Consider the following 23587-nt stretch of genomic DNA (forward strand, 5'->3'; position numbering starts at 1 on the left):
AATGATGAATGACTCAACAAATGAAAACGCTGTTATATTAGTTATTACGTTTTGCAATCAAATCGCAAATAGAGAGTAAATATTCATCTTGTAATTGCAAGGAGCTAATCGCACCTTTTGCTTCTGCAATTGTTTCTTCTAAAATATCCTTTGCTCTATCTACAGTAAACAACGTCGTATATGTGCTCTTTTCATTAGAAAGATCGCTACCAATCGGTTTTCCAATCTCTTCTTCAGTTCCTTCGACATCTAAAATATCATCTCGAATTTGGAAAGCTAGACCGATATATTTGGCAAACGTAAGCAACTTTTCTTCTTGCTCTTCTGTCGCATCAGAAAGTATCGCACCCGCAAGTACAGCAAATTCAAGTAGTTTTCCGGTCTTATGTTTATGGATGTACTCCAATTCATCAATCGTAAGGCGTTTCCCTTCCGCTTCCATATCTGCCACTTGTCCGCCAACCATTCCTTCTGGTCCTGCTGCTTTTGCGAGTTCAAGTACAAGTCTTACTTTTTTTTCAGCAGAAATTTCTTTTTGCTCATATGCCATAATAACTTGAAAAGCGTATGTCAATAAGCCATCTCCTGCTAAAACTGCCATCGCTTCACCAAATACCTTGTGATTTGTGGGCTTTCCTCTTCTTAAATCATCATCATCCATACAAGGTAAATCATCATGAACTAACGAATATGTATGAATCATTTCAAGAGCACAAGCTGCACCTACTCCAAGATTTCTTTCTTTCCCAAACGCTTGTAATGTTGCAAACAAAAGTAACGGGCGGAGACGTTTTCCACCCGCTTCCAAAGAATATGCCATCGCTTCACGAAGTACATTTGGACATTGTAATCCATTTGCATAGCTTACAAGTTTTTCTTCTACGAAAGTTTTACTTTCTTTCAAAAAAGTATCAAAAGCAATCGTCACTATGCTTCATCTCCTAAAGCAGTAAACGGTTCAAGCTCTCCATCTTCCCCAAGAATAACTGCCATTTGTTCTTGTACATTCTTCAGCTTCTCATCACAAAGCTTAGATAATTCCATACCTTCTTTAAAATAAGAAATCGCTTCTTCTAAAGGTACGTCACCTTGTTCTAGCTTAGAAACAAGATGCTCAAGTTGCGAAATTGCCTCTTCAAAGCTTAATTTATTTTCCATCATTCAATTCACGCTCCTCTATGCCTGATACGCTACAATCTAGTATTCCATCTTGTAATTGAACTGAAACAGCATCTCCAAGGCTTACATCTTTCACACTTTTTAACACTTGCTTCTCTTCATCATATACAAGCCCGTACCCTCTCATCATTACTTTAAGCGGACTTAACGCTTCAAGTTTTTGAGCAGCTCTTACAAAGGCAAATTCTTTCGTTTGAAGTAACGTTTGCATTTCACGTTGTAATTGCTTTTGCAACGTTTCCACAGCTACCTTCGTTTGCATAATTTTTTGAGATGGGTGGTGCTTCTCTAAATAAAATGAAAGTTGCTTTAACTGATTCACCTTTTTATCAATATAGCGCTCTTTCGCTAAAACAAGCTGTTCTAGCGCTCTATCTAATTGCTCTTCCTTTTGCTCATATACTTGTCTTGGATAACGGAACGCATACGATTTTTGCAACACTTGTAGTTTTTCTTCTTTTTTATGTACTAACTCTCTCATTGCTCTTTGCAATCTCAGAGTTCTTTGTAATACCTTTTCTTGTAACTCTATAATGTTAGGTGCTGCCAGCTCAGCTGCTGCGGTCGGTGTTGGCGCGCGTAAATCCGCAACAAAATCTGCGATTGTAAAATCCGTTTCATGGCCTACTGCCGAAATAATAGGGATTTCACTCTTAAAGATTGCTCTTGCAACCATTTCCTCATTGAAAGCCCATAATTCCTCAATAGAACCTCCACCACGACCAACGATTAGTACATCTATCTCTCCCATTTCATTCGCTGTACGAATCGCTTGTACAATCGAGGGAGCCGCTGACTCCCCTTGTACAAGTACCGGAAATACAATAACATTCCCAATTGGATAACGACGTTTAATCGTTGTTATAATATCACGAATCGCTGCTCCTGTTGGCGACGTAATCACACCTATTGTTTTAGCGTAAGGAGGAATCGCTTTTTTATAAACTTGAGAAAAAAGTCCTTCTTCTTCTAAACGAACTTTTAACTGTTCGTACGCTAAATGTAAATTTCCGACTCCGTCAGGCTGCATGTCTTGAATATAAATTTGATAAGAACCACTCGCCTCGTAAACAGAGATTTTCCCTTTCACGAGTACCTTCATCCCATTTTCCGGTTTGAATTTAATATTACGATTATGGCCCGCAAACATAACCGCTGCGATTCTTGCATTTTCATCTTTCAATGTAAAATACATGTGGCCACGGCTATGATTTTTAAAGTTGGAAATTTCACCTTTTAACCAAACAGACTGCAAATGCGGATCATATTCTATTTTTGTTTTTATATAGCGTGTTAACGCTGTAACGGTTAAATATTGCTTCTCCATTTCTCTCTCCTCATAGCCGACTCAAATTATTTACAAACGACACCTGCACGTTTGGCAGATTCAACAGTATTATGAAGAAGCATTGTGATTGTCATTGGACCAACACCCTTTGGCACAGGTGTAATGTAACCCGCAACATCTAACACGTTGTCAAAGTCAACATCACCACAAAGTTTTCCTGTTTCTAAACGGTTAACACCAACGTCAATTACAACCGCCCCTTCTTTAATATAATCCGCTGTTATCATTTTAGGTCGTCCAACAGCTACGATTAAAATATCAGCTAACTTCGATAACTCTTTCATATTTTGCGTCTTAGAATGACAATATGTGACAGTGGCATTTTCATTTAAAAACAATTGCCCCACTGGTTTACCGACAATATTACTTCTTCCAATTACTACTACATGTTTTCCAGAAATATCAAGATTTGTTTCTTTTACTAATTCTACAATACCATGCGGTGTACATGGAAGGAATGTATCTTGTCCCGTCATCATACGTCCCACGCTGATTGGGTGAAATCCGTCTACATCCTTTTCTGGTGAAATTCTTTCAATGATAGCTTTTTCTTCAATATGTTTTGGTAAAGGTAATTGCACTAATATGCCATTAATACGGTCATCGCCATTTAAGCGATCGATTTCAGCAAGCAAACGTTCCTCAGTAATTGTTTCAGGAAGTTCAATTAGCTCTGAGTAAATCCCTACTTGTTCACAGCCTTTTTCTTTTCCTTTCACATAAGAACGAGATGCTGGATCTTCTCCAACTAAAATAACTGCTAATCCTGGTACAATACCTTGCTCTTTCAACTTCACAACTTCTTCTGTTAATTGTGCTCGTTTTTTCTCCGCAACTTCATTTCCTTTAATGATTACTGCTACCATTTTAAGATTCCCCCTTAAAGAATTTACAGTGTATCTTTTATATTAGATAAAACGCCGTTAATAAAACGACGAGATTCCTCATCCCCAAATGTTTTAGCAATTTCAATTGCTTCGTTAATTGTTACGTTGTGTGGAATTTCTTCCATGTATTTCATTTCATACACAGCTACACGTAAAATACTGCGATCAACAATACTAATACGCTCAAGCTTCCACTTTTTTAAATTTTGACGAATCGCTTCATCGATTGCTTCTTTATTTTCTACAAAACCTACTACAAGTGACTCTAGAAACTCATTTGTTTCTTCGCCTTCATCTAGCGTGTTTTCCACTGCTACTTTCGGTTCTAATTCACCTGTAATATCCATTTGGTATAATGCTTGCATTGCTCTTTCTCTAGCCGTCCTACGTTTCATTGTAACTCTCCTTTATGCTTCAAGTCTTTCCTTATACTTTGTTATATTATTATAATTTATAAGCCGTCAATTCACTTACTCTTACAGTTTTCATTGATTTTCCAACCTTATAATACAATGATAATAACACAATTTATCGTTTCACACACGGGTTACAAGGCTGAAAAATAATAAAAAGATTAACTTCAAGTTCCATATCTTATCACAATGTACGTTTTTTGGAAAAACGAAACATTTTCTTGTTTATTTCTTATTTTTTGAAATAGTATAATAATTAGAGGGTTGTAATTTGTGAAGAAATGAAACGATAAAAAAGATGCCTATGTTACTAGGCACCTTTTCATTCTTACACTGGTTCGATTTCTGTTTTTTGTGTTTCGAATGTTACGCCAACGATGTGAACATTCACTTCTTTTGGCTCAAGTCCTGTCATTGTAAAGAGTGCTTGGCGAATATTGTCTTGAATCTTTTGTGCAACAACTGGAATTGCTACACCAAAATACATTACAACATAAAGGTCAACGATAATATCTTCGTTTGCTAATTCAACCTTTACACCTTTACCATGATTTTTCTTACCTAACTTCTCAACAACATCTGTAGCAAAATTACCGCGCATTGCCGCTACACCTTCTACTTCTGCAGCTGCAATACCTGCAATTACTTCAATTACTTCTGGTGCAATTTCTACTTTACCAAGAGTTGTATCTTGACCCATATCTAACATATGTTCAGCCATGAAAAAAACCTCCTTTAATGTATCACTGCGTCACAAGTTCATGCTCTTCCAAAAATTTCGTATTAAACTCACCTTTTACAAAATCAGGATGATCTAGCAATTGCAAATGGAACGGGATTGTTGTATGTACGCCTTCAATGACAAATTCACTAAGTGCGCGCTTCATTTTTGCAATTGCCTCTTCACGTGTTTTTCCGTGAACAATTAATTTAGCAACCATCGAATCATAGAAAGGTGGGATTGAATATCCCGGATATACAGCTGAATCGACGCGAATACCAAATCCTCCTGGTGGTAAATACATTTCTACTTTACCTGGAGATGGCATAAATTTTTTGGCAGGGTTTTCCGCATTAATTCGACATTCAATTGCCCAACCATTAAATTGTACTTCTTCTTGCTGTAACGATAACTTTTCTCCTGAAGCAACAAGAATTTGCTCTTTAATTAAGTCCATTCCCGTTACCATTTCAGTAACCGGATGCTCAACCTGAATTCTCGTATTCATCTCCATGAAATAAAAGGTTTTCGTTTTATATTCATAAATAAACTCAACCGTACCAGCACCTGTATAATCAACCGCTACCGCCGCTTTAACTGCCGCTTCACCCATCTGCTTGCGAATATCTTCATCAAGTGCAGGTGATGGACTTTCTTCTAATAGTTTTTGCAAACGGCGCTGAATTGTACAATCACGCTCTCCTAAATGAATGGCATTTCCGTGTGTATCTGCCATTATTTGAATCTCAACATGGCGGAAATCTTCAACGTACTTTTCTAAGTATACACCAGGGTTCCCAAAAGCGGTACTAGCTTCTTGCTGTGTAATTTGAATTCCTTTTATAAGCTCTTCTTCATGGCGTGCAACACGAATACCTTTTCCGCCGCCACCTGCAGTCGCTTTAATAATAACTGGATATCCAATTTGATTAGCAAGCTCGATCGCTTCTTCGGTATTTTTAATAATCCCTTGTGAACCTGGTACAATCGGAACCCCTGCTTCTTTCATTGTATCACGAGCAACGTCTTTTGTGCCCATCTTTGAAATAGCTTCTGGACTTGGACCGATAAAAATCAAGTTACATTCACGGCATAACTCTGCGAAATCTGCATTCTCTGCTAAAAATCCGTATCCCGGATGAATAGCATCGCAGCCTGTTAACTTCGCAACGCTAATAATGTTTGTCAAATTTAAATAGCTTTCTTTCGAAATCGTTGGTCCTACACAATACGCCTCGTCTGCAATCTGTACGTGAAGTGACTCTTTATCTGCTTCTGAATAAATTGCAACTGTTTCAATATCCATTTCTTTACAAGCACGAATAATTCGTACAGCAATTTCCCCACGATTGGCTATTAATACTTTTTTTATCATCACAAAGACTCCCTTATTACGCTTTTACAAGAAATAGCGGTTGTCCATACTCAACAAGTTGTCCGTTATTAACAAGAATTTCAACAATTTCGCCCTCTACATCAGCATCAATTTCGTTAAATAACTTCATAGCCTCGACAATACATACGATAGAATCTTTCGATACTCTATCCCCAACACTTACATATGGAGGGGTATCAGGCGAAGAAGAAGAATAGAATGTACCTACCATCGGTGATGTGATTTTATGTAGGTTTTCATTTTGAACAGCCTTCTTCTCTTCTTGTTTTGGTGCTTCTGCTTGTGCTGCTGCTACTTTCGTTTCAACTTCAACAGGCGCTACTGGTTGCATAGCTTGTTTTGCTGCAGGTGCTTGCACAGCAACAACTTCATTACCACGCTTTTTCATTTTGATTGTTGTACCGTCTTTTTTGTATTCAAATTCATCAATATTAGAGCTATCAATTAATTTAATTAATTCGCGAACTTCTTGAATTTTAAACATGTAAAATCCACTCCCATACTCTTGTTTGTCCCGTTTTTACAGATTCTCGTCACGAAAACTAGATTGACTGTAAAAATACGATGTACTCTATTAGAAAATATATTTCATTAACTAATAGAAATATTTACTATTTCCATCTTACGATAAATTTTTTAAACATTCCAATTTATATTTCTTTATAATAAATCGAAATTCCTGTAAAAATATTATTCCAATAAAAAATTTAATACCTAGTAATAATACCAAGTTTCACATGAAATTGGCAAGACCACTTCTAAAAAAACATTCACTACTTTTTCAAAACGTTACACAGCAAACATGCCATTCCCTCTCCACTCTTCACCACACCTATAGTCAATAACATATTTTTACCAAATATTATTTTTTTGTTTACACGCCGTTCATCATTCCTTCATATAAGAATAGTATGTTCAAAGTGTAGAAAATATATTGTGTCGAGGTGTGGAAATATGATATGGCTCATTCTCTTTTTACCTGCTGTAATCGTTTGGGCATGCGTTCTTTTCATCCACGTCAAATCCGGAAAAAGTAATCATCAGTACCATGAACCACTAATCTTTTACTCACAACGTATTTCTCCGTTCCGAGTTGAACATAGTAAAAATAATTACAAAGACGAAATAGAAAAAAGCTATCGAAAATGATAGCTTTTTTCTATTCACACGTACTTACATACTCTTTTTACTATTTGCATACCCTTTGCTTAGTAAAAGATAATAATCCGCAGGGAAATCCCTACGGATTAAAGTTTCACTTATTTCGCTGGTGGATCAAATTTCACACCTACATCTTTTGATCCGCCTTCACTTCTTACAAGTTGAATAATTTTATTTGCTTCTTTCTGTGAATGTTTTGCCGCTTTAACCGTTACTCTAATATCAGTACCATCAGCTCTTACAAGAGCATCTGGATATCCTCCTTGAGATTTAATTACTGTCTCAAGTAATTCTTGCTTCGTTTCCATTGTAGTGATTGCATCAAAGTTATCTTTCGCTTTACTCTTTTCTGTCGCTGAAGATTTCGAAGAATTCATCACTTCTTGTAATTTTGCTTTCTCTTCACTACGCTGATCTTCCATTTGCATACGTAAAGCTGTGAAATTCTCATCACTTGATTGAACTGATACATTGCCCTCTTTTTTACTTGTTTCTTTTTTTGCATTTTCTTTTTTGTCTGTTTCTTTATTTGTTGTTTCTTTGCTTGTATTTTCTTTTTTCGGAGTTTCTTTAGGCGCTTCGTTTGTTACTGCTTTATCAGTACCTTGTTTTTCTTGTCCAATCTTTTCACCTGTTGCTGGCGATGCTGTATTCATTTTGTCAGGAGTTGTCACGTAATACACAGATAGTACAACAACTAAACTTAACATCGTTAATAGCCAAACTGTTTGTTTTTTTAACACTTTATTTCCTCCCTATCAATTTTTCGGTGAAACTGAAACGCGATGGGCCGGTACATCTAGCAGCCTTATCACAGCTTCTTTTACCATTGCTTTAACTTGTATATTATCCACTCCCTTTGCTACGACAAGAACACCACGTACTTTCGGCTTCTCTGTTCGTAAAACAACAGGAGTTTCTTTATCCCCTTCACGTATAATGACAGTCTTTTCATCAAGAGACTCGTCCTCTACTTCTCTCTTACCGCCTGTTTTATCTGTTTCACCTGTTGTTTGTGAGCGTTTCACTGTATTTTTTTCTAAAATTTTTTCTTCAGATGAATCCAAATTCACTTTAATCGTTACGTCTTTTACTCCTGCTATTTCTTCTAAAGCAGTTTTTAATTCTTGTTCATACGCTTTTTCATATTTTTCTACATTTGACATATTATCATTATTTTTTTGTCCAAAAGTTGGTACATCTTTTTCCTGGTTTTGAGTTTTTTGTTCTTTAAATACAGGTACTTCTTCTTTTTTACTTGAAAAAAAACTACTAGAAAACATAAGCAACATTCCAAGTATGAGTAGGACAAGTAAGAACTTAGGTGTTACCTTTCTTCCCTTCTCATTACTTTCTTTTTCATCTCCATTCAATAAGTTTCGAAAAAATGAGAACTTCGAATTTTTATCTTTATTGTCCATTTACTCTACCTGTCCTCCCTTCCATTTGAACTTGGATTTGTTTATTCTCTAGTTGCCACCTGCTTGAAAAGAAGTCTTTCATTTCTACATTCGTTTCCTCTACTTTTTTCGGTGGTTCTTTCGTGTTAATTTCAACTGGTTTTACTGTTTCGATTGCATCATTTTTACTACGTTCTTTTTCTTTTAACGTCACAACAACAGATTGAATATCTTTCGCTGACTTTACTTCCGCTGTGCTTTCCGCTGCGACTATTTGTATTTCAGAGACTGACATACCATACTGTTTCTCAAACTCTTTTCCTACTTCTTTTTTCATTTTGGTAGCCATCTCTTCTAAACTATATGCACGTGTTAGAGCTTGTATTTCTTTTTTCTTCGAATCTATTGAATTTTTTACAGATCCTTCTGCTACGTACTTTTCTTCATTAAAATTTGCAATTACTTCATTTACATCTGTCTGCAATAGTTTAAAAAGAGGTGTTAAAATTAATACGACTAATAAAAGACTTACAACGAATTTAACGTATTTTTGCAAATTCGAATTTGGAAGAATAAGATGAAGCATTGTCGCTAAGAGCAAAAAAACGATAATATTTCTGATCCACTCTGTAACAAATTGCATACTCTTCACCTCCTACCGCATCATAAGTGTAATATTCCCCGCAGCAATAATAATTGTAATACTTAAAAAGAACATAAATGATACGATAGCTAAGCAAGCAAATACGTAAATGATGCTTCGTCCAATAATGTCTAAGCATTGAATAATTGCTCCGCCGCCAACCGGTTGCAATACTGCTGCTGCGAATTTATAAATAAATGCGATACAGAAAATTTGAATCGCTGGAAAAGCAACAATTAAACATAAAATGACGAGCCCAATAATTCCGACTGTGTTTTTCAATAATCCTGATGCGCTAATAACAGTATCTGCCGCTTCTGTAAACATCCTTCCGACTACTGGAATGAAGTTCCCTGTTACAAATTTAGCAGTTTTCACAGCTATTCCATCAGCAACGGCTGTTGCTGTTCCTTGTACAGATAATACCCCTAAAAAAATCGTTAAAAAGATACCGATAATCCCAACGCTAACGTTTTGCAGAAGCTTGGACAATTTCGTCACTTTATATTGATCACTCATTGTACTTACAATACTTAATATCGTTGCCAGTAATAAAAGCGGTAGAACGATATAATTCATAAGAAGCCCGCTTGTATTCATTAAGAAAATGATAATCGGATGAAAGAAAGATACAGATACAACCCCGCCACCAGTCGCTATAAGCGCCAATAAAATTGGCAATAGCGCTAATATGAAATCTACCATTGTTTGTATCGTTTCTCTTGCATATGTCATAACGACATAAAAACTATTTAAAGCAAAAATAATAAGTACCATATATACAACAGCATCAGCAATTTTACTTACACTACTTTTTGAAAAAGCGGATTGCAGTGATTGCAACAATGCACTAAAGATTGTGAGCATAATGAGTGTGCCAAGCAGTTTTCCATTAGCTGCAAGCTCATGAAATAAATATTTTAATAACCCTATCATCCACTCTTTTAGAGAGAATTCTTTTTCTCCCTTTACAAACTCCATAAAACTCCCTTTTTGACTCTCTGGCAAATAGCCTCCATATTTTGTAACAAGCCCGTCCCAAAATTGCTTCACATCTTCAATTCCGAGCTTATCCAATTGTTGATCAACGACGTTTGTTTCTACAGGAGAAGCTTGTACAACAACTGGTAAAGAAAAGAAAAGGAAGCAAGCAAATAGCAGCTTAGCTCCAAACCTCCTCAACATCCACTCCCCCTTATCCCGTCGGTAAAAATCCGAGAATAGTTTCAATTACAACCGTCAAAATAGGAATTGCCATAACGAGAATTAAGATTTTCCCAGCAAGTTCAATTTTCGAAGCGATGGCACCTTGACCAGCATCTTTTGTAATTTGAGCTCCAAACTCGGCAATATAAGCAATTCCAATAATCTTTAGTAACGTTTCCACGTAGACGTTACTAACTTTCGCTTCACTCGCAACTCTCTCAATCATTTGTAAAATAGAATGAATTTGATCGATTAAAATAAGAAACATCACGCTACCTACGAACACAATAAATAAAGATGTAATACTAGATTTATGCTGGTTCAAAACAGCAGCTAAAAACGTAGCAACGAGGCCTAATCCGACAATTTGTATAATTTCGATTCGAACCGCCTCCTTTACTGGAAGAGAAAGACACTTTTAATCTTGTCGAATAGCGTATTAATTAAAAATGCAACATGAAATAAAATGACGACAAAACCGACAAGGATAACCCAATTTGCAATATCCTCACGCTTCAATTCTTTTAGTACAGTATGAATGAAAGCTAAAACAATGCCGATTCCGGCGATTTGAAATATTAATCCAACATCAATGGACATCGCCTTTCTCCCCCCTATAGCAGTAAAATTACAATAAGTAGCCCTGCTAGTACCCCTAAGCTCTTAATCATTTTTTCGTATTGCAGTTGTAAAGCTTTCGCTTCCTCTTCTTCTCTCTCCAAATGTGTAATACATAAGCGAATATGTTTTTGTTGTGATTCACGATCATGTTGCCCTAGCGTTTCACCAAATTGCTGCAGTATTTCATACTCGGTTTGTTGAAAAGCCGTCAACTTCCAATTCTCTTTCAAACTATCTATCCAAGCTTCCCTTACTGTTTGTTCTCCACTTTCTAGTTTTTTAGCGAAACTTTGAAATATCCAATTTAATGGCTTTGGCATTTGTTTAACTAATCGCTCGGCAGCCTCAGATAAAGGTGTGTGTCCATACATAATTTCTGCCTCTAATGATTGAAGTGCTGATTTTAATAACCTAAGTTGCCTCGGTCTCTCACTGTATCTTTTAGCGTACGAAAACCCGAAAAAGGTGCTGACCGCAACGATTAACACTGCACCAAATATTTTCACCATACGCCCTCAGCCTTTCTATTTGATAACACTGGTTTTCCATATTTATCTTTCACCTGCATAACCGTTCCTGGACCCCTCGCTTTTGACAACTCCACAAACCTATCAAATATACCAAGCTCTAGCACTGCCTTGAGCGATGGACGTCTCACAACATCCTCATAGGAAAATCCGTGTGCGCTTATAAAAAGCTGGACACCTGCATGCACTGCCTCCATAATTGCTTCACTATCTTCTTTACGGCCAATTTCATCTACGATCAAAATATCAGGACTCATAGAACGAATCATCATCATCATTCCTTCTGCCTTTGGACATGCGTCTAACACATCGACTCGGGTACCAAAATCATATTGCGGGATCCCTTTCACACAACCAGCAATTTCTGACCGTTCATCAACGATCCCCACTTTACAGGAAGGAATTTCCGAAGCACTTACCCCTTGACTCATGCAACGTGCTACATCTCTTAAGAGTGTCGTTTTTCCCGTTTGAGGAGGGCCAATTACCATCGTGTTTAACCACCTTTTTTCATACAAATATGGCAAAAGCGGTTCAGCAATCCCTATTTTTTGACGAGCAATACGAATATTAAAGGAAGAGACATCACGAATCATTTTCACTGCGCTTTTTTCTGTAATGACTTTTCCTGCTAACCCGATTCTATGCCCTCCGCGAAGCGTCACATACCCACGTTTTAATTCCTCTTCCATCGTATAAATTGAGAATTGACTTAACTTATTCAATAAGTAAATAGCATCCTCTGCAGTAGTGATATAGTCATAAAAAAACACCTTTCCGTGTGCAATACACTCTAGCGGCCTTCCAATTCGAACACGAATTTCCTCTAAAGCATCGTATTGCTTACATTCTTCAATTAAGTACTTCATCGTTTTTGGTAAAACTTCTAATACCTCTTTCATCGGCTTCTCCCCACTATACTCGACTTACTATTTCAGTAATGCGATAAAAATACAGCAAATTCCAAGCGCTAGAAAAAAGAGCTTCAAGAAAGAAATTTCACTTGCTACACTCGCTATCCCAATTGTCATTGTTAAAATTAATACGGTAGGTCCAACAAACGCCAACATACCATTTATAAACAACGCTTTCTTCGCATCATTCACATAAAGCATAAGCAAAGCAGCAAATATCTCCGCACTACCTGAAAATAATCGAAGTGCCCCCATAACAAGCACGGATGTTTCCATTGCCGCTAGCCACTGTTTCATTCTTCCACCTTCTCCCGTAACAGTTACTAACTTCGTATTCTAAAAAAGAATATATTTGTACAACCATATGCAGAGGTTGTCTATTTCAGAAGTAAAAACATAATTTTTCTCTAAATTCCGAATTACAATCTGAATATTCATATCATTTAATGGTATATTATGGTATATTTAGTTTAAAAGAGGTTTAAACCATGCAACACGTCACTTTATTACCACTAGATTTATGCCATACAAATGTGATTTTCGAGCTATCAAGTGATCCACATATAAAAAATGCATTGGGAATAACGGTAGAAAACATCGAAGACACGAAAACATTTCTTCTTTTCGCAATAGAAGAAGAGCGTCAAAAGAAATCCTTATCGAGAATGATTGTGAATGAAGAAAATGAAATAATTGGCCTCACCACACTTAAACATATTAATAATGAAAAAAAGAAATCTCACATTGGTAGTTGGCTCGGCTATCCGTACTGGGGAAAAGGCTATAACGAGGCTGCTAAAAAAGAAATCTTTAAAATCGCCTTTTTAGACTTACAACTTTCCTACGTATTTGCTGGTGCTAAAACGAATAATATCCGCTCACTAAAAGCACAAGAAAAACTACCTTATATTTCATTGCATGTGGAAAACAAGTTTCCAGACGAACACGCTGCACTAGAGAAAGAAGTAAAGTCACCTTGCTCTCTGCATGTCGTGTCACGTAAAAATTTTTTAAACTGGTTGAAATTACAAAATGAGGAGGAAAAATATGAAGGCATTGAAAATTAGTTTAACCGTTGTAGTAGAATTAGCTCTTATTTATCTTTTTTCATTATTAGTCGGTTGGTCATTTATAGAGACCTTTTTCCTTGGTAGTTTAGCAATATTTGCAATTATGTGGTTAATTATTATGAGTAACCATAGAAATAACATTACAGATCACGCAATAAGTAAAACATTAACTGGCGTTGAGACTGGCGAAATAAAACCATTTCAAATTGTTTTGACTCCATCTATTATGGGTACTCTTTCACTTGTTTTAATCAGTTTTATAATAACAGCTATTTACTATCTACCCTATTTCCTATAAAAAAAGCACTCGTGAATTATCACGAGTGCTTTTTTACTATGCACGAGAAACGTATTTACCTTCACCAGTGTTGATGATAAGCATTTCGCCTTCGTTAATGAAGATTGGTACTTGTACAACAAGACCAGTTTCTAATGTAGCTGGTTTTGTTACGTTAGAAGCAGTATCACCTTTAATACCAGGCTCTGTTTCTGTAACTTGTAATTCAACTGTGTTTGGAAGTTCAACACCAAGTACTTCGCCTTGGTAAGTCATAATTGCTACTTCCATGTTTTCTTTTAGGAATTTAAGCTCGCGCTCGATTTGTTTTTCACCAAGTTCGATTTGCTCATAAGTTCCGTTATCCATAAATACATGAGCCTCACCGCTTGCGTATAAGTATTGCATACGACGGTTTTCGATGTGTGCTTTTTCTACTTTCTCACCTGCACGGAATGTTTTCTCTTGAACAGAACCTGTGCGAAGATTACGTAGTTTAGAACGAACGAATGCAGCACCTTTACCTGGCTTTACGTGTTGGAAATCAAGTACTTGCCAAAGGGCATTGTCCACTGAAATTGTTAAACCTGTACGAAAATCGTTTACTGAAATCATGTAAAAAAATCCTCCTGTGTATTACAAAATAATAAGTTCTTTTGGTGATTTCGTAATTACTTCATTACCTTCACTTGTCACAATGATATCATCTTCAATACGTACGCCGCCAATACCTGGAATATAAATACCTGGCTCTACTGTTACAGCCATACCTGGTTCAAGTACTGTATCAGAACGGAACGCTAAACCTGGTGCTTCATGGATTTCAAGACCTATTCCATGACCAGTAGAGTGTCCAAAGTATTCACCATATCCTTTTTCCGTTATGTAGTCACGCGTTAGCGCATCAGCCTCGCGACCTGTTAAACCAGCTTTAATACCGTTCACACCACGTAATTGTGCTTCTAAAACGATATTATAAATTTCTTTTAATTTATCAGATGGTTCACCGACTGCAATCGTACGAGTAATATCAGAACAATATCCTTTGTAATAAGCGCCGAAGTCTAATGTAACGAAATCTCCTGTTTCTATCACTTTTTCAGATGCCACGCCGTGCGGTAATGCCGAACGAAGACCTGAAGCAACGATAATATCAAACGAAGAAGATGTTGCTCCTTGTTTTCTCATGAAAAATTCAAGTTCATTTGACACTTCAATTTCAGATACTCCCGGGCGAATGAATGATAGAATATGCTCAAAGGCAGCATCTGCAATCTGTGCAGCTTCCTTTAATATCTTAATCTCTGAATCAGTCTTTATCAAGCGTAACTTTTCTACAAGTCCAGAAGTCGGGATAAATTCAGCATCAATCGCTTCCTTATGCACTGAATAAGAACTATATGTAAGAGTATCTTGCTCAAAACCAAGTTTTTGAATTCCAAGCTCTTTCACTTGCTTTGCCACTTCATCAATGATCAATCCTGCGTGCTGTACAACCTCATATCCAACCGCTTGTTTACTTGCCTGCTCGACGTAACGGAAATCTGTAATAAATTGAGCACGATCTTTTGAAATAAGAACAACGCCTGCTGTTCCTGTGAAGTTAGCCATATATCTACGACTATGTTCATTTGTTAACAAAATACCGTCAATGCCAGCCTCATCAAATGCACTTCGTAATCTTTCAATTTTCTCCATTACTTTATGCCTCCCTCAATTTCTCCATTAATGCAAATAACGCTAACTTATAGCCATAAAAACCAAATCCTACAATTTGACCTGCACAAACAGCTGCCGTCACAGATTCATGACGGAACGATTCACGCTGATGAATGTTAGAAATATGTACTTCAATAACAGGAATCGAAATGCTCGCAATGGCATCACGAATCGCATAGCTATAATGCGTAAATGCTCCCGGATTTAAAATGATCCCTTCATATATATCTTCCGCTTCATGAATAATGTCGATAATGGCACCTTCATGATTCGATTGGAAACATTCTAACTCCACTCCCATTGTTTCTGCTTCTTGCTTCATATCTGCTTCAAGTGTCGCTAGCGTGCCCTTTCCATATACATTTACCTCACGAACACCGAGGCGATTTAGGTTAGGACCGTTTACGAGGAGTAACTTTTTCATATTCTTAAAACTCCTTAATATTAAATATCTATACAATATTTTAACATAGGAGTTACTTATTTGAATAGTTCGTCTTCTCTTGCCCTTCTTGTTCTGCTTTATTGCTATTTACTGCGTAAGAAACAGAATATGCTATAAACACACCATACAATATAAAAATACATATTGTCGTCACAATTGTCTCTTTTGGTAAATGGAGCGCACTTTTAATAACAGGAGCCATTAAACCCATCCCCAAAAACAGTAGTGCCCACCAAAATAGCCCATAAATAATTCCCGCTATAATCCCTTCAAACTTCGCAAAAAATGCTTTATACAAAAAGGCGATCAAAATTGAAAGAAGTCCCATACACACTATTCCGAACACATTGCCCCATACACCCTCTTTCCAACTTCCAAACGCAAATGGTAAAAGGAAATAATTCGGTCCCGCCTCCGTGAATGAAAATATATGAAGGAAATACCAGATCCCGCCCCAAAAGATTCCACCAAACAAACCAATCTGCACAAAATTCCTTGTTCCTAATTGTTCTTGACTCACATCGACACCTCCGCTCAATAGTATGCCCGAAACTATTTTGAAGCATGTTTAAATCCTGCGAAATTTGTCTATAAAAAGAATAAGAAATGTCCGACTCTCATAACATTTTCCCTTGTCATCTACTTGTATTTGCCGATAAAATAAAGGAAACTCGGTGATTGTCTTATTTCAAAACGACAGAACCCAGTATGACAATTGCCTCTTTTTCTACATAAGAGAGAAACAAATACAGGTTGGTGTTAACATGGCAGAAGAGTCAAAACAAATATATGGCGGGCAAGCGGTCATAGAAGGAGTTATGTTTGGCGGTAGAGAATATACTGTTACAGCGGTTCGTCGTAAAGATAAATCGATTGAATTTTATCGATTACCACGCGTTCGTAATAAAGTACTATCTACCCTAAAAAAAATTCCATTTTTACGAGGGATTGCCGCTATTGTGGATGCAAGTGCGAATGGAGCAAAGCATTTAAACTTCGCTTCAGAACGATTTGACGTCCACCCAGAAGATGATGAACAAATTGCAAATAAAAAAGAAGAACAATCAAAATTAACGATGGTATTAGGAGTTGCAGCTGTTGGCGTTTTATCTTTTATATTCGGTAAAGTCATTTTCACAGCAGTTCCTGCACTATTAGCTGAATTAACGAGACCGATTTTCCCATCTCATACTGGGCAAATCATTGTCGAAAGTGTCATTAAGCTCATGCTATTATTGAGCTATATATACTTTATTTCTTTAACCCCACTTATTAAGCGGGTATTTCAGTATCACGGTGCAGAGCATAAGGTAATCAATGCTTACGAGAATAACCTTCCTCTGACTGTAGAAAACGTTCAAAAGCAAACTCGTCTCCATTATAGATGCGGCAGTAGCTTTATTATATTTACAGTCATTATTGGAATGTTCGTTTATTTCCTAGTCCCTACAGATCCTCTTTGGGCACGAGTTATAAACAGAATTTTATTAATTCCAGTTGTACTTGGTATTTCTTTTGAAGTATTGCAATTTACAAATCGATTACGAGATATTCCCGTATTACGCGTACTTGGATATCCTGGATTATGGCTACAACTATTAACAACGAAAGAACCAACAGATGATCAAGTGGAAGTAGCAATTGCATCGTTTGAAGAATTATTACGTTTAGAGAACAAACAATAATTATTTAAAAATGGTGTTCAACTCCTTTCCTCATCGTTAATATACTAATTTCAATATATGTTTTTAGGAGGTGTCCCTTATGAACGGTCGTTCGTTTACTTTCGCTATATTTGTGCTTATTATCGGATTGGCAATATTCGGCCTTGTTTCATCTGTTATTACAAATCCCATGGGTGTATTAAGAAATATCGGGTACATGTTACTTGTTGTCGGTATCTTTTACTTGCTATACAAGATGTTTACAAATTCCAGTGGTTCCGCAAATTCGCAAAGCTCATATAAGCGTGCGGCAAAACAATCGAACCGCAAACATGGGAAACAAAATGTAGCACCCCTAGGCAATTCTTTCTTTAAGTCAAATACTTCTAATGACAAAAGTAAAAAAGGGAATTCTTCCACTTTGAAACGAAAAAGAAAACAGTCTCATTTAACTGTCATTGAAGGCAAAAAAAGCAAAAAGAAAGACCGTGCTTCCTTTTAGGAAATACGGTCTTTTTTTATACTTTGAAGCACTTCTTTTAAACTTTTCTCTCTCATACTTTCAATTCGAAGATGATGATTTTCAAACGGTAAATTCCGTGTCACATCATTAGGTACCACAACGCACGTTAATCCCGCTGCAACTGCTGCTCTCAATCCATTTAATGAGTCTTCAAATACAACAGCTTCAGATGGCTTAATTCCTAATTCTTCTATTGCAACTCGATAAAGAGCTGGATCTGGTTTTACCTTCTCAACATCTTCTCTCGTTTTAATTACTTCAAAATATTCTCGAATTTGTAGCTCTTCTAAAAAATGAATAACCCATTCTCTAGAAGAACTAGAAGCTAGTGCGATTTTTAATCCCATTTCTTTCGCTTCTTCTAAATATTCTTTTACCCCGTCACGAGCTTCTGGTATTCTCATTTTCTCTTTATGTAAAGTTGCCACTTTTTCTTTTAATACACTTTTGTTAAACTTCTCTTTTAATTGATCATTTAAATATGTATAAAGTATCTCATCTGTTGTTCCAATGCATTTCGCAAATTCCTCTAAAGGTAGTTCCCCGCCGTATTCACGAACAGCATCTCTGAAAGAGTGAAACCATATCGTTTCTGTGTCCACAATTAATCCATCAAAATCAAAAATAATTGCTTTCATAATTCTCCCATCCTTTTCGAATTGAAATAAAAAAGGAAACGCCATACGTTCCCCTTAATTACTTTTCTCTTCATTTGCTCTTTGAACACCGCGAAGCGTTTCCACTCGGACTACATCTTGTTCAAAGTATTGCACTAAATCACCAATGCGATCAATCGCTTCCCAACTTAAATGATGTTCAATTCCTTCTACATCATTGTAAATTTTACTTTCATCCACACCGATAATACGCATAAATTGCTCTAGCAAGTCATGACGATATACGAGACGTTCTCCGATTTTTTTACCTTTTGTTGTTAATACAAGCCCTCTATATTTTTCATAAATTAGATATTCATCTTTGTCTAATTTTTGCACCATTTTTGTTACAGAGGATGGATGTACACTAAGCGCTTCAGCAATATCAGATACGCGGGCGTAACCCTTTTCATCAATCAACAAATAAATTTGTTCAATATAATCTTCCATACTAGGGGTAGGCATCGGTTTCCTCCATCCAAGTTCATTTTGCTTATTCCGTACGAAGCAATCAATAAAATGATACACCAGAAAGAATAACGTGACAAGTTGAAAACGAGCCTAAATATATAAAACAAAAAAGAATCTGTATTTGCATACAGACCCCCCTTAAGTAAAATATTGTATTTCTGCATTAGGAAAAAACTCATTTATATAACCTCTTATCGTTTCTTCCAATACTGCTGCATCATCCTTTTTATATACATATTTTCCGATGCCATATCGTCCCCATTTATACTTCCGCTTCTCTTCATCCATTTCAAGCTTCGTATTTGGATAACGCTCTTGAATAACCTTTTTCGCTGGTTTTGTAAAACGATGCTGAATTAATTCAAACGTTAAATTTGGTATCGTCATATCCTTCAGCGCATTGTACAGTCGCTCAAATAGTTCACGGTATCCTTCTTCCCATCCTTCATGCATATAAAGTGGCGCAACTATAAAACCAAGTGGATAACCCGCGCCTGCTACTTTACGAGCAGCTTCAATTCTTTCTTCAAACGGTGATGTCCCTGGTTCAAAATTTTTAATTACATACCGTGAATTAATACTAAACCTGAAACGCGTTTTCCCATTATGTTTTGCATCTAACAAATGATCAACGTGCGAATATTTCGTAACGAAACGCAAACGCCCATGCTCACTTTCTCCAATAAATTCAATCGCCCTCTTTAATGCATGTGTTAAATGATCAATCCCAACGATATCTGATGTACAAGCAGCTTCAAACCTTGTGATTTCAGGTGCTCTTTCATCCATATATTGCTGTGCCTTCTCAAATATTTCATCAAGATTCACATACACGCGAACGTAAGGCTTACTCCCAAGTGTCGTTTGCAAATAACAATAATGACAATGTCCCATACATCCTGTTGCAAGCGGAATTGCATATTCAGCTGACGGTTTTGAAGTATCAAACTTTAATGTCTTCCTCACCCCAACGACAAGCGTTGCTTTTGCATTACGATACTTTTGCAAATCATTTTCACCCGGCAAATTCCGAATTTGATTATGGGATGTTGTTTCACGAATTTCTAATCCCATCTTCGTAAACTTCTCATAAAGCTCTTTTCCAAGTGGATATTCAAGTGCCTTCGGTTCAAAGTAAACGAGTTTTGGCATAAATGGTTTCATACGCTTCCCTCCTCTCGTTAGTATGGGAAACATTGAAAAATTAACACTCATTAAAGTTTTCCACTTCAGTAACTTGCGTTGCAAGTTACTGAATGTTATAATCCAGATAACAGCTACCTTGCAACGCAAGTTACCTGAGTAAAAGGTGGTGAAATCATGCACAGCCAAATGTTAAAAGGTGTACTAGAAGGTTGCATCCTATACATCATTTCACAAGAAGAAGTGTACGGATATGAACTGAGCACAAAATTAAATAAACATGGCTTTACATTCGTAAGCGAAGGAAGCATCTATCCGTTATTATTACGTATGCAAAAAGAAAAATTGATCGAAGGCACATTAAAAGCTTCCTCACTCGGTCCAAAGCGAAAATATTATCACATAACCGATAAAGGATTAGAACAACTTAAAGAATTTAAACAAAGCTGGGGAATGGTTTCTACTACGGTAAATAACTTATTACAGAGGGAGTGATAGGGATGAATGCACAAGACATGATTGAATTGAATAATAAAAAACGTGAGCTTCTAACTTCCGAAAACGAGGCTGCTTATGGTGATATGTTAGTATATCTTCGAATATCAAACGTACCCGAGCAACAAATGGAAGAACTGTTACTAGAAATATTAGATCACCTCATCGAAGCACAAGCAGAAAATAAAAACGCTTATGACATCTTCGGAGATAATTTACAATCTTATTGCGATGAACTTATATCAGCTTTACCAACTCAAACAAAGTTAGAAAAAGCCTCTTTAATTGGATTTTCTATTAGCTTACTTCTTGCTATACAGTTTGGCATAAATGCAATTATTTCATTTTTTATGTTTTTCTTTGAAAAAAACAATACATTATCAAGTCCGCCTTTTAGCATCCTTGGAACTACTTTGTCTGTTTCAATAATTATACTAGGTATACTATTTATTTTATATTTATTAAAGCGTTACTCCTTTAATCAGAAAATGAATTGGAAAAGAAGAATTCTATTTGGATTCGCATTTGCTACTCCATTTTGTTCCGCTGTATTCTTAAATATTTATTTCCAAAAGCAACCTTACCTCATTTATCATCTAAACTTTTGGCAAAATGCTTTAATTGCTATCTTATTTTTTATTTTATATAAATTACTATATAAAAAATCAAATTTTTAACAGCCCTTCAAAAGGCTGTTTTTTCTTCTGTCTAATTTTACAAATTGAAAAATTTCATAAAGAAAATAAGAAAAATGCAAAATAATTAAAGTTAATTGTTGACGTGATGCTTTTATTATCGGTATCATAAATCTTCGTGAGCAATTATTTTTCGTTATACGATTTTTTTATTATTACTGAATTTTTGAGAGGAGAAATTAGATGTCAGTTAAGAAGAAAACGCAAGTACGCACCGGCAAAATGGTACGTGAACTAATGTTAGCAGACGAAGATGTAAATGCTTCGCTAATTATGGTATATAGTGAAAACGGTGTAAACGCAGAAATTAAAATCGAGGGCTTAACGCCGAAATGTAACGAAGAATTATTTTTGAGCGGAAACGTGGATTGGAACAAGAGTGTTATTTATAAAATTGTTGATTTCACTGGAAACGCTGAAGTTGGTAAAGTTACATTAACAGCGATGAACAAAAACAATGTGTCTCTAGAAATTGAACGCGTTATGTGGAGTAAAGAAAATAAAGAAGCTGCCGAGCAAGAAGAAACACAGGTAGAAGCAGCACCGAAAAAAGAAGTAGTTGTAGAAGCTCCAAAAGCAATTACACCTGCTCCTAAGCCTGTTACGCGTGTGGAAACACCTGCTATGGCACCTAAGCCTACTCCGGTACCGACACCGAAGCCAGTAAGCGTAGAAGCAGCTGTAGAACTAGTTACTCCAGCGCCTGTGAAAAAAGCAGTCCCTACTCCAGTTACAAAGCAAGAGACAGCACCGGTTGCTCCTGCAAAACCGAAGCAACCTGCTTTGACTGAAACAAATTCAAAACTACAAGAAAATTATGTTAAACTCGTGAAAAAGACAATTGAAGTTTGTCAAGATTACGAGCTTGGCATCGACATAGATGATTCTATTGAAAGCTTAAAAGAAGAACTACAAAGCCAAGGTATTAGCGTTACATTTGACAAAGAAATTATGGACGTTGTAAGTCGCCTTCGTTCTTTACAAGATAAAGGAATCAAAGTAGAAAAAGTACTTAATTTACTATAAAAAATAAGAGGTGGCAATTGCCATCTCTTATTTTTTATAATTCCACTCATTACTTTCATACTTTTCTTTCGCTAACGTTTGAACTTCATGTAACTGTTCTTCTGTTAATTCATATGGAACAAGTTCTACATCCAATCCTTTTTCAAAGCCAACTTCAAACGCTTTAATTAACTGTTCTATCGTAAATGTACGGTCTGTTAATTCATTAATTGCTACTGCTTTAGAAGAGAACATACTCTTCATGCGTTCCTTCACACGTTCATTTGGGAATAAAAATAGATCATATAGTTCATCTAAATCAATTTCTAATGGAATCGATCCATGCTGTAAAATAACACCTTTTTGACGTGTTTGAGCACTACCAGCAATTTTTCGTCCTTCCACTACAATTTCATACCAAGATGGTGCATCAAAACATACGCCGGAACGTGGATTTTTTAAATTTTCACGATCTGCTTCTGTTTTTGGAACTGCATAATAGGCTTCTAACCCTAATGCCTTAAAACCATCTAATAAACCTTGCGAAATAACACGATACGCTTCTGTAACTGTTTTCGGCATATTCGGATGATCTTCAGACACAATAACACTATACGTTAACTCTTTGTCATGTAGTACACCCCTGCCGCCTGTTTGACGACGAACGAATCCATATTTCTTTTCGTTAACTACATCCATATTAATATCTTTTTCAACACGTTGAAAATACCCAACTGTTAATGTTGGTACTTCCCATTCATAAAAACGAATTGTTGGTGGCATTTTCTTTTCACTTTGCCAATTTAATAAACATTCATCTAACGCCATATTAAATGCCGGTGAACATTGACCAGAGTTAATATAACACCATTTTTCTTTTCCCATCCTGCACCTCATATAACCAATTATTTTTCACATTCTCTAGTCTACCAAATTCGACAAAATTTGTGAAAGAATACGAAATTTCTTCTTATATGCAAATGAATCTGTTGCATAAATACATAAGGG

Annotated in this window: 33 protein-coding genes; 8 read left to right on the forward strand and 25 right to left on the reverse strand. The window is 36.3% G+C overall.

Annotation, left to right across the window (positions count from 1 at the left end; translation table 11 throughout):
* Nucleotides 1–37: 37 nt before the first annotated feature.
* The 8 genes from ispA to accB form a co-directional block, all read right to left on the reverse strand.
* On the reverse strand, nucleotides 38–928 hold the full coding sequence (ispA, locus tag NST90_RS19710) for a (2E,6E)-farnesyl diphosphate synthase (protein WP_000150380.1): 891 nt from the start codon (nucleotides 926–928) through the stop codon (nucleotides 38–40).
* Nucleotides 928–1158 (reverse strand): exodeoxyribonuclease VII small subunit, encoded by a 231-nt coding sequence (gene xseB, locus NST90_RS19715; protein WP_000428423.1) that lies wholly within the window; start codon nucleotides 1156–1158, stop codon nucleotides 928–930. Before xseB ends, ispA begins: the two co-directional genes overlap by 1 nt.
* Complete coding sequence (gene xseA / locus NST90_RS19720) at nucleotides 1148–2506, reverse strand: exodeoxyribonuclease VII large subunit (RefSeq protein ID WP_000415248.1); 1359 nt, start codon at nucleotides 2504–2506, stop codon at nucleotides 1148–1150. The genes xseB and xseA overlap by 11 nt, the downstream gene beginning before the upstream one ends.
* Nucleotides 2507–2532: 26 nt before the next feature.
* On the reverse strand, nucleotides 2533–3393 hold the full coding sequence (folD, locus tag NST90_RS19725; RefSeq protein ID WP_000226732.1) for a bifunctional methylenetetrahydrofolate dehydrogenase/methenyltetrahydrofolate cyclohydrolase FolD: 861 nt from the start codon (nucleotides 3391–3393) through the stop codon (nucleotides 2533–2535).
* 23 nt (nucleotides 3394–3416) lie between these two features.
* Entirely contained in the window at nucleotides 3417–3809 is a 393-nt protein-coding gene (nusB, locus tag NST90_RS19730) for a N utilization substance protein NusB (RefSeq protein WP_000830247.1), read from the reverse strand.
* A gap of 346 nt (nucleotides 3810–4155) precedes the next feature.
* Complete coding sequence (locus NST90_RS19735; RefSeq protein WP_000807630.1) at nucleotides 4156–4548, reverse strand: Asp23/Gls24 family envelope stress response protein; 393 nt, start codon at nucleotides 4546–4548, stop codon at nucleotides 4156–4158.
* 22 nt (nucleotides 4549–4570) lie between these two features.
* Nucleotides 4571–5923, reverse strand: coding sequence for an acetyl-CoA carboxylase biotin carboxylase subunit (gene accC, locus NST90_RS19740; protein WP_000592870.1), 1353 nt, complete (start codon nucleotides 5921–5923; stop codon nucleotides 4571–4573).
* 16 nt (nucleotides 5924–5939) lie between these two features.
* Nucleotides 5940–6428 (reverse strand): acetyl-CoA carboxylase biotin carboxyl carrier protein, encoded by a 489-nt coding sequence (gene accB, locus NST90_RS19745; RefSeq protein WP_000472859.1) that lies wholly within the window; start codon nucleotides 6426–6428, stop codon nucleotides 5940–5942.
* A gap of 470 nt (nucleotides 6429–6898) precedes the next feature.
* Here accB and NST90_RS19750 point away from each other — a divergent pair, with 470 nt between their 5' ends.
* Nucleotides 6899–7093, forward strand: a complete 195-nt coding sequence (locus NST90_RS19750; protein ID WP_000638000.1) for a hypothetical protein — start codon at nucleotides 6899–6901, stop codon at nucleotides 7091–7093.
* Nucleotides 7094–7203: 110 nt separating this feature from the next.
* Here NST90_RS19750 and NST90_RS19755 read toward each other — a convergent pair whose 3' ends face one another.
* From NST90_RS19755 to NST90_RS19795, 9 genes are read right to left on the reverse strand one after another with little or no spacing between them, the layout of a single operon-like run.
* Nucleotides 7204–7848 carry a SpoIIIAH-like family protein gene (locus tag NST90_RS19755; RefSeq protein WP_000914709.1) on the reverse strand — a complete coding sequence of 215 codons (645 nt, stop codon included), beginning with the start codon at nucleotides 7846–7848 and terminating at the stop codon, nucleotides 7204–7206.
* A 15-nt stretch (nucleotides 7849–7863) separates the two neighbouring features.
* Nucleotides 7864–8526 carry a stage III sporulation protein AG gene (gene spoIIIAG / locus NST90_RS19760; RefSeq protein ID WP_000368881.1) on the reverse strand — a complete coding sequence of 221 codons (663 nt, stop codon included), beginning with the start codon at nucleotides 8524–8526 and terminating at the stop codon, nucleotides 7864–7866.
* Nucleotides 8516–9148 (reverse strand): stage III sporulation protein AF, encoded by a 633-nt coding sequence (gene spoIIIAF, locus NST90_RS19765; RefSeq protein WP_001161052.1) that lies wholly within the window; start codon nucleotides 9146–9148, stop codon nucleotides 8516–8518. Before spoIIIAF ends, spoIIIAG begins: the two co-directional genes overlap by 11 nt.
* Nucleotides 9149–9160: 12 nt before the next feature.
* Nucleotides 9161–10333, reverse strand: coding sequence for a stage III sporulation protein AE (spoIIIAE, locus tag NST90_RS19770; protein WP_000946110.1), 1173 nt, complete (start codon nucleotides 10331–10333; stop codon nucleotides 9161–9163).
* 10 nt (nucleotides 10334–10343) lie between these two features.
* Entirely contained in the window at nucleotides 10344–10727 is a 384-nt protein-coding gene (spoIIIAD, locus tag NST90_RS19775; protein WP_077393170.1) for a stage III sporulation protein AD, read from the reverse strand.
* Nucleotides 10728–10750: 23 nt separating this feature from the next.
* Nucleotides 10751–10954: a stage III sporulation protein AC gene (spoIIIAC, locus tag NST90_RS19780; RefSeq protein ID WP_000020914.1), complete on the reverse strand. Its 204-nt coding sequence runs from the start codon at nucleotides 10952–10954 to the stop codon at nucleotides 10751–10753.
* 14 nt (nucleotides 10955–10968) lie between these two features.
* Nucleotides 10969–11484 (reverse strand): stage III sporulation protein SpoIIIAB, encoded by a 516-nt coding sequence (gene spoIIIAB, locus NST90_RS19785; protein WP_000238702.1) that lies wholly within the window; start codon nucleotides 11482–11484, stop codon nucleotides 10969–10971.
* Nucleotides 11478–12404: a stage III sporulation protein AA gene (spoIIIAA, locus tag NST90_RS19790; RefSeq protein WP_000665905.1), complete on the reverse strand. Its 927-nt coding sequence runs from the start codon at nucleotides 12402–12404 to the stop codon at nucleotides 11478–11480. Before spoIIIAA ends, spoIIIAB begins: the two co-directional genes overlap by 7 nt.
* Before the next feature lie 27 nt (nucleotides 12405–12431).
* Entirely contained in the window at nucleotides 12432–12713 is a 282-nt protein-coding gene (locus tag NST90_RS19795; RefSeq protein ID WP_000816050.1) for a YqhV family protein, read from the reverse strand.
* A gap of 191 nt (nucleotides 12714–12904) precedes the next feature.
* On the opposite strand from NST90_RS19795, the gene NST90_RS19800 reads away from it, so the two are divergent.
* Together NST90_RS19800 and NST90_RS19805 are read left to right on the forward strand one after the other, a co-directional pair.
* Nucleotides 12905–13483 carry a GNAT family N-acetyltransferase gene (locus tag NST90_RS19800; protein WP_001164980.1) on the forward strand — a complete coding sequence of 193 codons (579 nt, stop codon included), beginning with the start codon at nucleotides 12905–12907 and terminating at the stop codon, nucleotides 13481–13483.
* Entirely contained in the window at nucleotides 13464–13784 is a 321-nt protein-coding gene (locus NST90_RS19805) for a hypothetical protein (RefSeq protein ID WP_000645570.1), read from the forward strand. The genes NST90_RS19800 and NST90_RS19805 overlap by 20 nt, the downstream gene beginning before the upstream one ends.
* A 36-nt stretch (nucleotides 13785–13820) precedes the next feature.
* Here NST90_RS19805 and efp read toward each other — a convergent pair whose 3' ends face one another.
* Genes efp through NST90_RS19825 form a run of 4 tightly spaced genes read right to left on the reverse strand, consistent with a single transcriptional unit; the run spans nucleotide 13821 to nucleotide 16447 of the window.
* Nucleotides 13821–14378 carry an elongation factor P gene (efp, locus tag NST90_RS19810; protein WP_000626516.1) on the reverse strand — a complete coding sequence of 186 codons (558 nt, stop codon included), beginning with the start codon at nucleotides 14376–14378 and terminating at the stop codon, nucleotides 13821–13823.
* A gap of 21 nt (nucleotides 14379–14399) precedes the next feature.
* Nucleotides 14400–15461, reverse strand: a complete 1062-nt coding sequence (gene pepQ / locus NST90_RS19815) for a Xaa-Pro dipeptidase (protein ID WP_000411040.1) — start codon at nucleotides 15459–15461, stop codon at nucleotides 14400–14402.
* Between the two features lie 4 nt (nucleotides 15462–15465).
* Nucleotides 15466–15906 carry a type II 3-dehydroquinate dehydratase gene (gene aroQ, locus NST90_RS19820; RefSeq protein WP_000735140.1) on the reverse strand — a complete coding sequence of 147 codons (441 nt, stop codon included), beginning with the start codon at nucleotides 15904–15906 and terminating at the stop codon, nucleotides 15466–15468.
* 52 nt (nucleotides 15907–15958) lie between these two features.
* Complete coding sequence (locus tag NST90_RS19825; RefSeq protein ID WP_000076881.1) at nucleotides 15959–16447, reverse strand: YqhR family membrane protein; 489 nt, start codon at nucleotides 16445–16447, stop codon at nucleotides 15959–15961.
* 244 nt (nucleotides 16448–16691) lie between these two features.
* Between NST90_RS19825 and NST90_RS19830 the strand changes: the two genes are divergently transcribed.
* Both NST90_RS19830 and NST90_RS19835 read left to right on the forward strand, forming a co-directional pair.
* Nucleotides 16692–17612 (forward strand): DUF1385 domain-containing protein, encoded by a 921-nt coding sequence (locus tag NST90_RS19830; RefSeq protein ID WP_000807121.1) that lies wholly within the window; start codon nucleotides 16692–16694, stop codon nucleotides 17610–17612.
* Between the two features lie 79 nt (nucleotides 17613–17691).
* Complete coding sequence (locus NST90_RS19835) at nucleotides 17692–18093, forward strand: SA1362 family protein (protein WP_001014463.1); 402 nt, start codon at nucleotides 17692–17694, stop codon at nucleotides 18091–18093.
* On the opposite strand, the gene NST90_RS19840 is transcribed toward NST90_RS19835, so the two are convergent.
* The 3 genes from NST90_RS19840 to splB form a co-directional block, all read right to left on the reverse strand.
* Nucleotides 18090–18752, reverse strand: a complete 663-nt coding sequence (locus tag NST90_RS19840) for an HAD family hydrolase (RefSeq protein ID WP_283748088.1) — start codon at nucleotides 18750–18752, stop codon at nucleotides 18090–18092. The two genes, NST90_RS19835 and NST90_RS19840, sit on opposite strands and share 4 nt — an antisense overlap.
* Before the next feature lie 54 nt (nucleotides 18753–18806).
* Nucleotides 18807–19235: a transcriptional regulator MntR gene (gene mntR, locus NST90_RS19845; RefSeq protein ID WP_061113481.1), complete on the reverse strand. Its 429-nt coding sequence runs from the start codon at nucleotides 19233–19235 to the stop codon at nucleotides 18807–18809.
* A gap of 144 nt (nucleotides 19236–19379) precedes the next feature.
* The gene (splB, locus tag NST90_RS19850) at nucleotides 19380–20405 is read right to left on the reverse strand and encodes a spore photoproduct lyase (protein ID WP_000802121.1); all 1026 of its coding nucleotides are present in this window, start codon (nucleotides 20403–20405) and stop codon (nucleotides 19380–19382) included.
* A 156-nt stretch (nucleotides 20406–20561) separates the two neighbouring features.
* Here splB and NST90_RS19855 point away from each other — a divergent pair, with 156 nt between their 5' ends.
* From NST90_RS19855 to NST90_RS19865, 3 genes are all read left to right on the forward strand, one after another.
* Complete coding sequence (locus NST90_RS19855) at nucleotides 20562–20879, forward strand: PadR family transcriptional regulator (RefSeq protein WP_000556079.1); 318 nt, start codon at nucleotides 20562–20564, stop codon at nucleotides 20877–20879.
* Nucleotides 20880–20884: 5 nt separating this feature from the next.
* Nucleotides 20885–21556, forward strand: a complete 672-nt coding sequence (locus NST90_RS19860; RefSeq protein ID WP_000993584.1) for a DUF1129 family protein — start codon at nucleotides 20885–20887, stop codon at nucleotides 21554–21556.
* A 201-nt stretch (nucleotides 21557–21757) separates the two neighbouring features.
* Nucleotides 21758–22600: a hypothetical protein gene (locus tag NST90_RS19865; protein WP_000111900.1), complete on the forward strand. Its 843-nt coding sequence runs from the start codon at nucleotides 21758–21760 to the stop codon at nucleotides 22598–22600.
* Between the two features lie 27 nt (nucleotides 22601–22627).
* On the opposite strand, the gene NST90_RS19870 is transcribed toward NST90_RS19865, so the two are convergent.
* Nucleotides 22628–23464, reverse strand: a complete 837-nt coding sequence (locus tag NST90_RS19870) for a biotin/lipoate A/B protein ligase family protein (protein ID WP_000514081.1) — start codon at nucleotides 23462–23464, stop codon at nucleotides 22628–22630.
* Nucleotides 23465–23587 lie beyond the last annotated feature (123 nt).

The organism is Bacillus sp. FSL E2-8900, assembly GCF_037966225.1.
Classification (GTDB): domain Bacteria; phylum Bacillota; class Bacilli; order Bacillales; family Bacillaceae_G; genus Bacillus_A; species Bacillus_A cereus.

What these genes read in the sequence shown, in the direction of transcription:
- xseB (WP_000428423.1), bottom strand. Translation starts at nt 1,158, where the DNA reads ATGGAAAATAAATTAAGCTTTGAAGAGGCAATTTCGCAACTTGAGCAT.
- xseA (WP_000415248.1), bottom strand. Translation starts at nt 2,506, where the DNA reads ATGGAGAAGCAATATTTAACCGTTACAGCGTTAACACGCTATATAAAA.
- folD (WP_000226732.1), bottom strand. Translation starts at nt 3,393, where the DNA reads ATGGTAGCAGTAATCATTAAAGGAAATGAAGTTGCGGAGAAAAAACGA.
- nusB (WP_000830247.1), bottom strand. Translation starts at nt 3,809, where the DNA reads ATGAAACGTAGGACGGCTAGAGAAAGAGCAATGCAAGCATTATACCAA.
- NST90_RS19735 (WP_000807630.1), bottom strand. Translation starts at nt 4,548, where the DNA reads ATGGCTGAACATATGTTAGATATGGGTCAAGATACAACTCTTGGTAAA.
- accC (WP_000592870.1), bottom strand. Translation starts at nt 5,923, where the DNA reads ATGATAAAAAAAGTATTAATAGCCAATCGTGGGGAAATTGCTGTACGA.
- accB (WP_000472859.1), bottom strand. Translation starts at nt 6,428, where the DNA reads ATGTTTAAAATTCAAGAAGTTCGCGAATTAATTAAATTAATTGATAGC.
- NST90_RS19750 (WP_000638000.1), top strand. Translation starts at nt 6,899, where the DNA reads ATGATATGGCTCATTCTCTTTTTACCTGCTGTAATCGTTTGGGCATGC.
- spoIIIAG (WP_000368881.1), bottom strand. Translation starts at nt 8,526, where the DNA reads ATGGACAATAAAGATAAAAATTCGAAGTTCTCATTTTTTCGAAACTTA.
- spoIIIAF (WP_001161052.1), bottom strand. Translation starts at nt 9,148, where the DNA reads ATGCAATTTGTTACAGAGTGGATCAGAAATATTATCGTTTTTTTGCTC.
- spoIIIAE (WP_000946110.1), bottom strand. Translation starts at nt 10,333, where the DNA reads ATGTTGAGGAGGTTTGGAGCTAAGCTGCTATTTGCTTGCTTCCTTTTC.
- spoIIIAC (WP_000020914.1), bottom strand. Translation starts at nt 10,954, where the DNA reads ATGTCCATTGATGTTGGATTAATATTTCAAATCGCCGGAATCGGCATT.
- spoIIIAB (WP_000238702.1), bottom strand. Translation starts at nt 11,484, where the DNA reads ATGGTGAAAATATTTGGTGCAGTGTTAATCGTTGCGGTCAGCACCTTT.
- spoIIIAA (WP_000665905.1), bottom strand. Translation starts at nt 12,404, where the DNA reads ATGAAAGAGGTATTAGAAGTTTTACCAAAAACGATGAAGTACTTAATT.
- NST90_RS19795 (WP_000816050.1), bottom strand. Translation starts at nt 12,713, where the DNA reads ATGAAACAGTGGCTAGCGGCAATGGAAACATCCGTGCTTGTTATGGGG.
- NST90_RS19800 (WP_001164980.1), top strand. Translation starts at nt 12,905, where the DNA reads ATGCAACACGTCACTTTATTACCACTAGATTTATGCCATACAAATGTG.
- NST90_RS19805 (WP_000645570.1), top strand. Translation starts at nt 13,464, where the DNA reads ATGAAGGCATTGAAAATTAGTTTAACCGTTGTAGTAGAATTAGCTCTT.
- efp (WP_000626516.1), bottom strand. Translation starts at nt 14,378, where the DNA reads ATGATTTCAGTAAACGATTTTCGTACAGGTTTAACAATTTCAGTGGAC.
- pepQ (WP_000411040.1), bottom strand. Translation starts at nt 15,461, where the DNA reads ATGGAGAAAATTGAAAGATTACGAAGTGCATTTGATGAGGCTGGCATT.
- aroQ (WP_000735140.1), bottom strand. Translation starts at nt 15,906, where the DNA reads ATGAAAAAGTTACTCCTCGTAAACGGTCCTAACCTAAATCGCCTCGGT.
- NST90_RS19830 (WP_000807121.1), top strand. Translation starts at nt 16,692, where the DNA reads ATGGCAGAAGAGTCAAAACAAATATATGGCGGGCAAGCGGTCATAGAA.
- NST90_RS19835 (WP_001014463.1), top strand. Translation starts at nt 17,692, where the DNA reads ATGAACGGTCGTTCGTTTACTTTCGCTATATTTGTGCTTATTATCGGA.
- NST90_RS19840 (WP_283748088.1), bottom strand. Translation starts at nt 18,752, where the DNA reads ATGAAAGCAATTATTTTTGATTTTGATGGATTAATTGTGGACACAGAA.
- mntR (WP_061113481.1), bottom strand. Translation starts at nt 19,235, where the DNA reads ATGCCTACCCCTAGTATGGAAGATTATATTGAACAAATTTATTTGTTG.
- splB (WP_000802121.1), bottom strand. Translation starts at nt 20,405, where the DNA reads ATGAAACCATTTATGCCAAAACTCGTTTACTTTGAACCGAAGGCACTT.
- NST90_RS19855 (WP_000556079.1), top strand. Translation starts at nt 20,562, where the DNA reads ATGCACAGCCAAATGTTAAAAGGTGTACTAGAAGGTTGCATCCTATAC.
- NST90_RS19860 (WP_000993584.1), top strand. Translation starts at nt 20,885, where the DNA reads ATGAATGCACAAGACATGATTGAATTGAATAATAAAAAACGTGAGCTT.
- NST90_RS19865 (WP_000111900.1), top strand. Translation starts at nt 21,758, where the DNA reads ATGTCAGTTAAGAAGAAAACGCAAGTACGCACCGGCAAAATGGTACGT.
- NST90_RS19870 (WP_000514081.1), bottom strand. Translation starts at nt 23,464, where the DNA reads ATGGGAAAAGAAAAATGGTGTTATATTAACTCTGGTCAATGTTCACCG.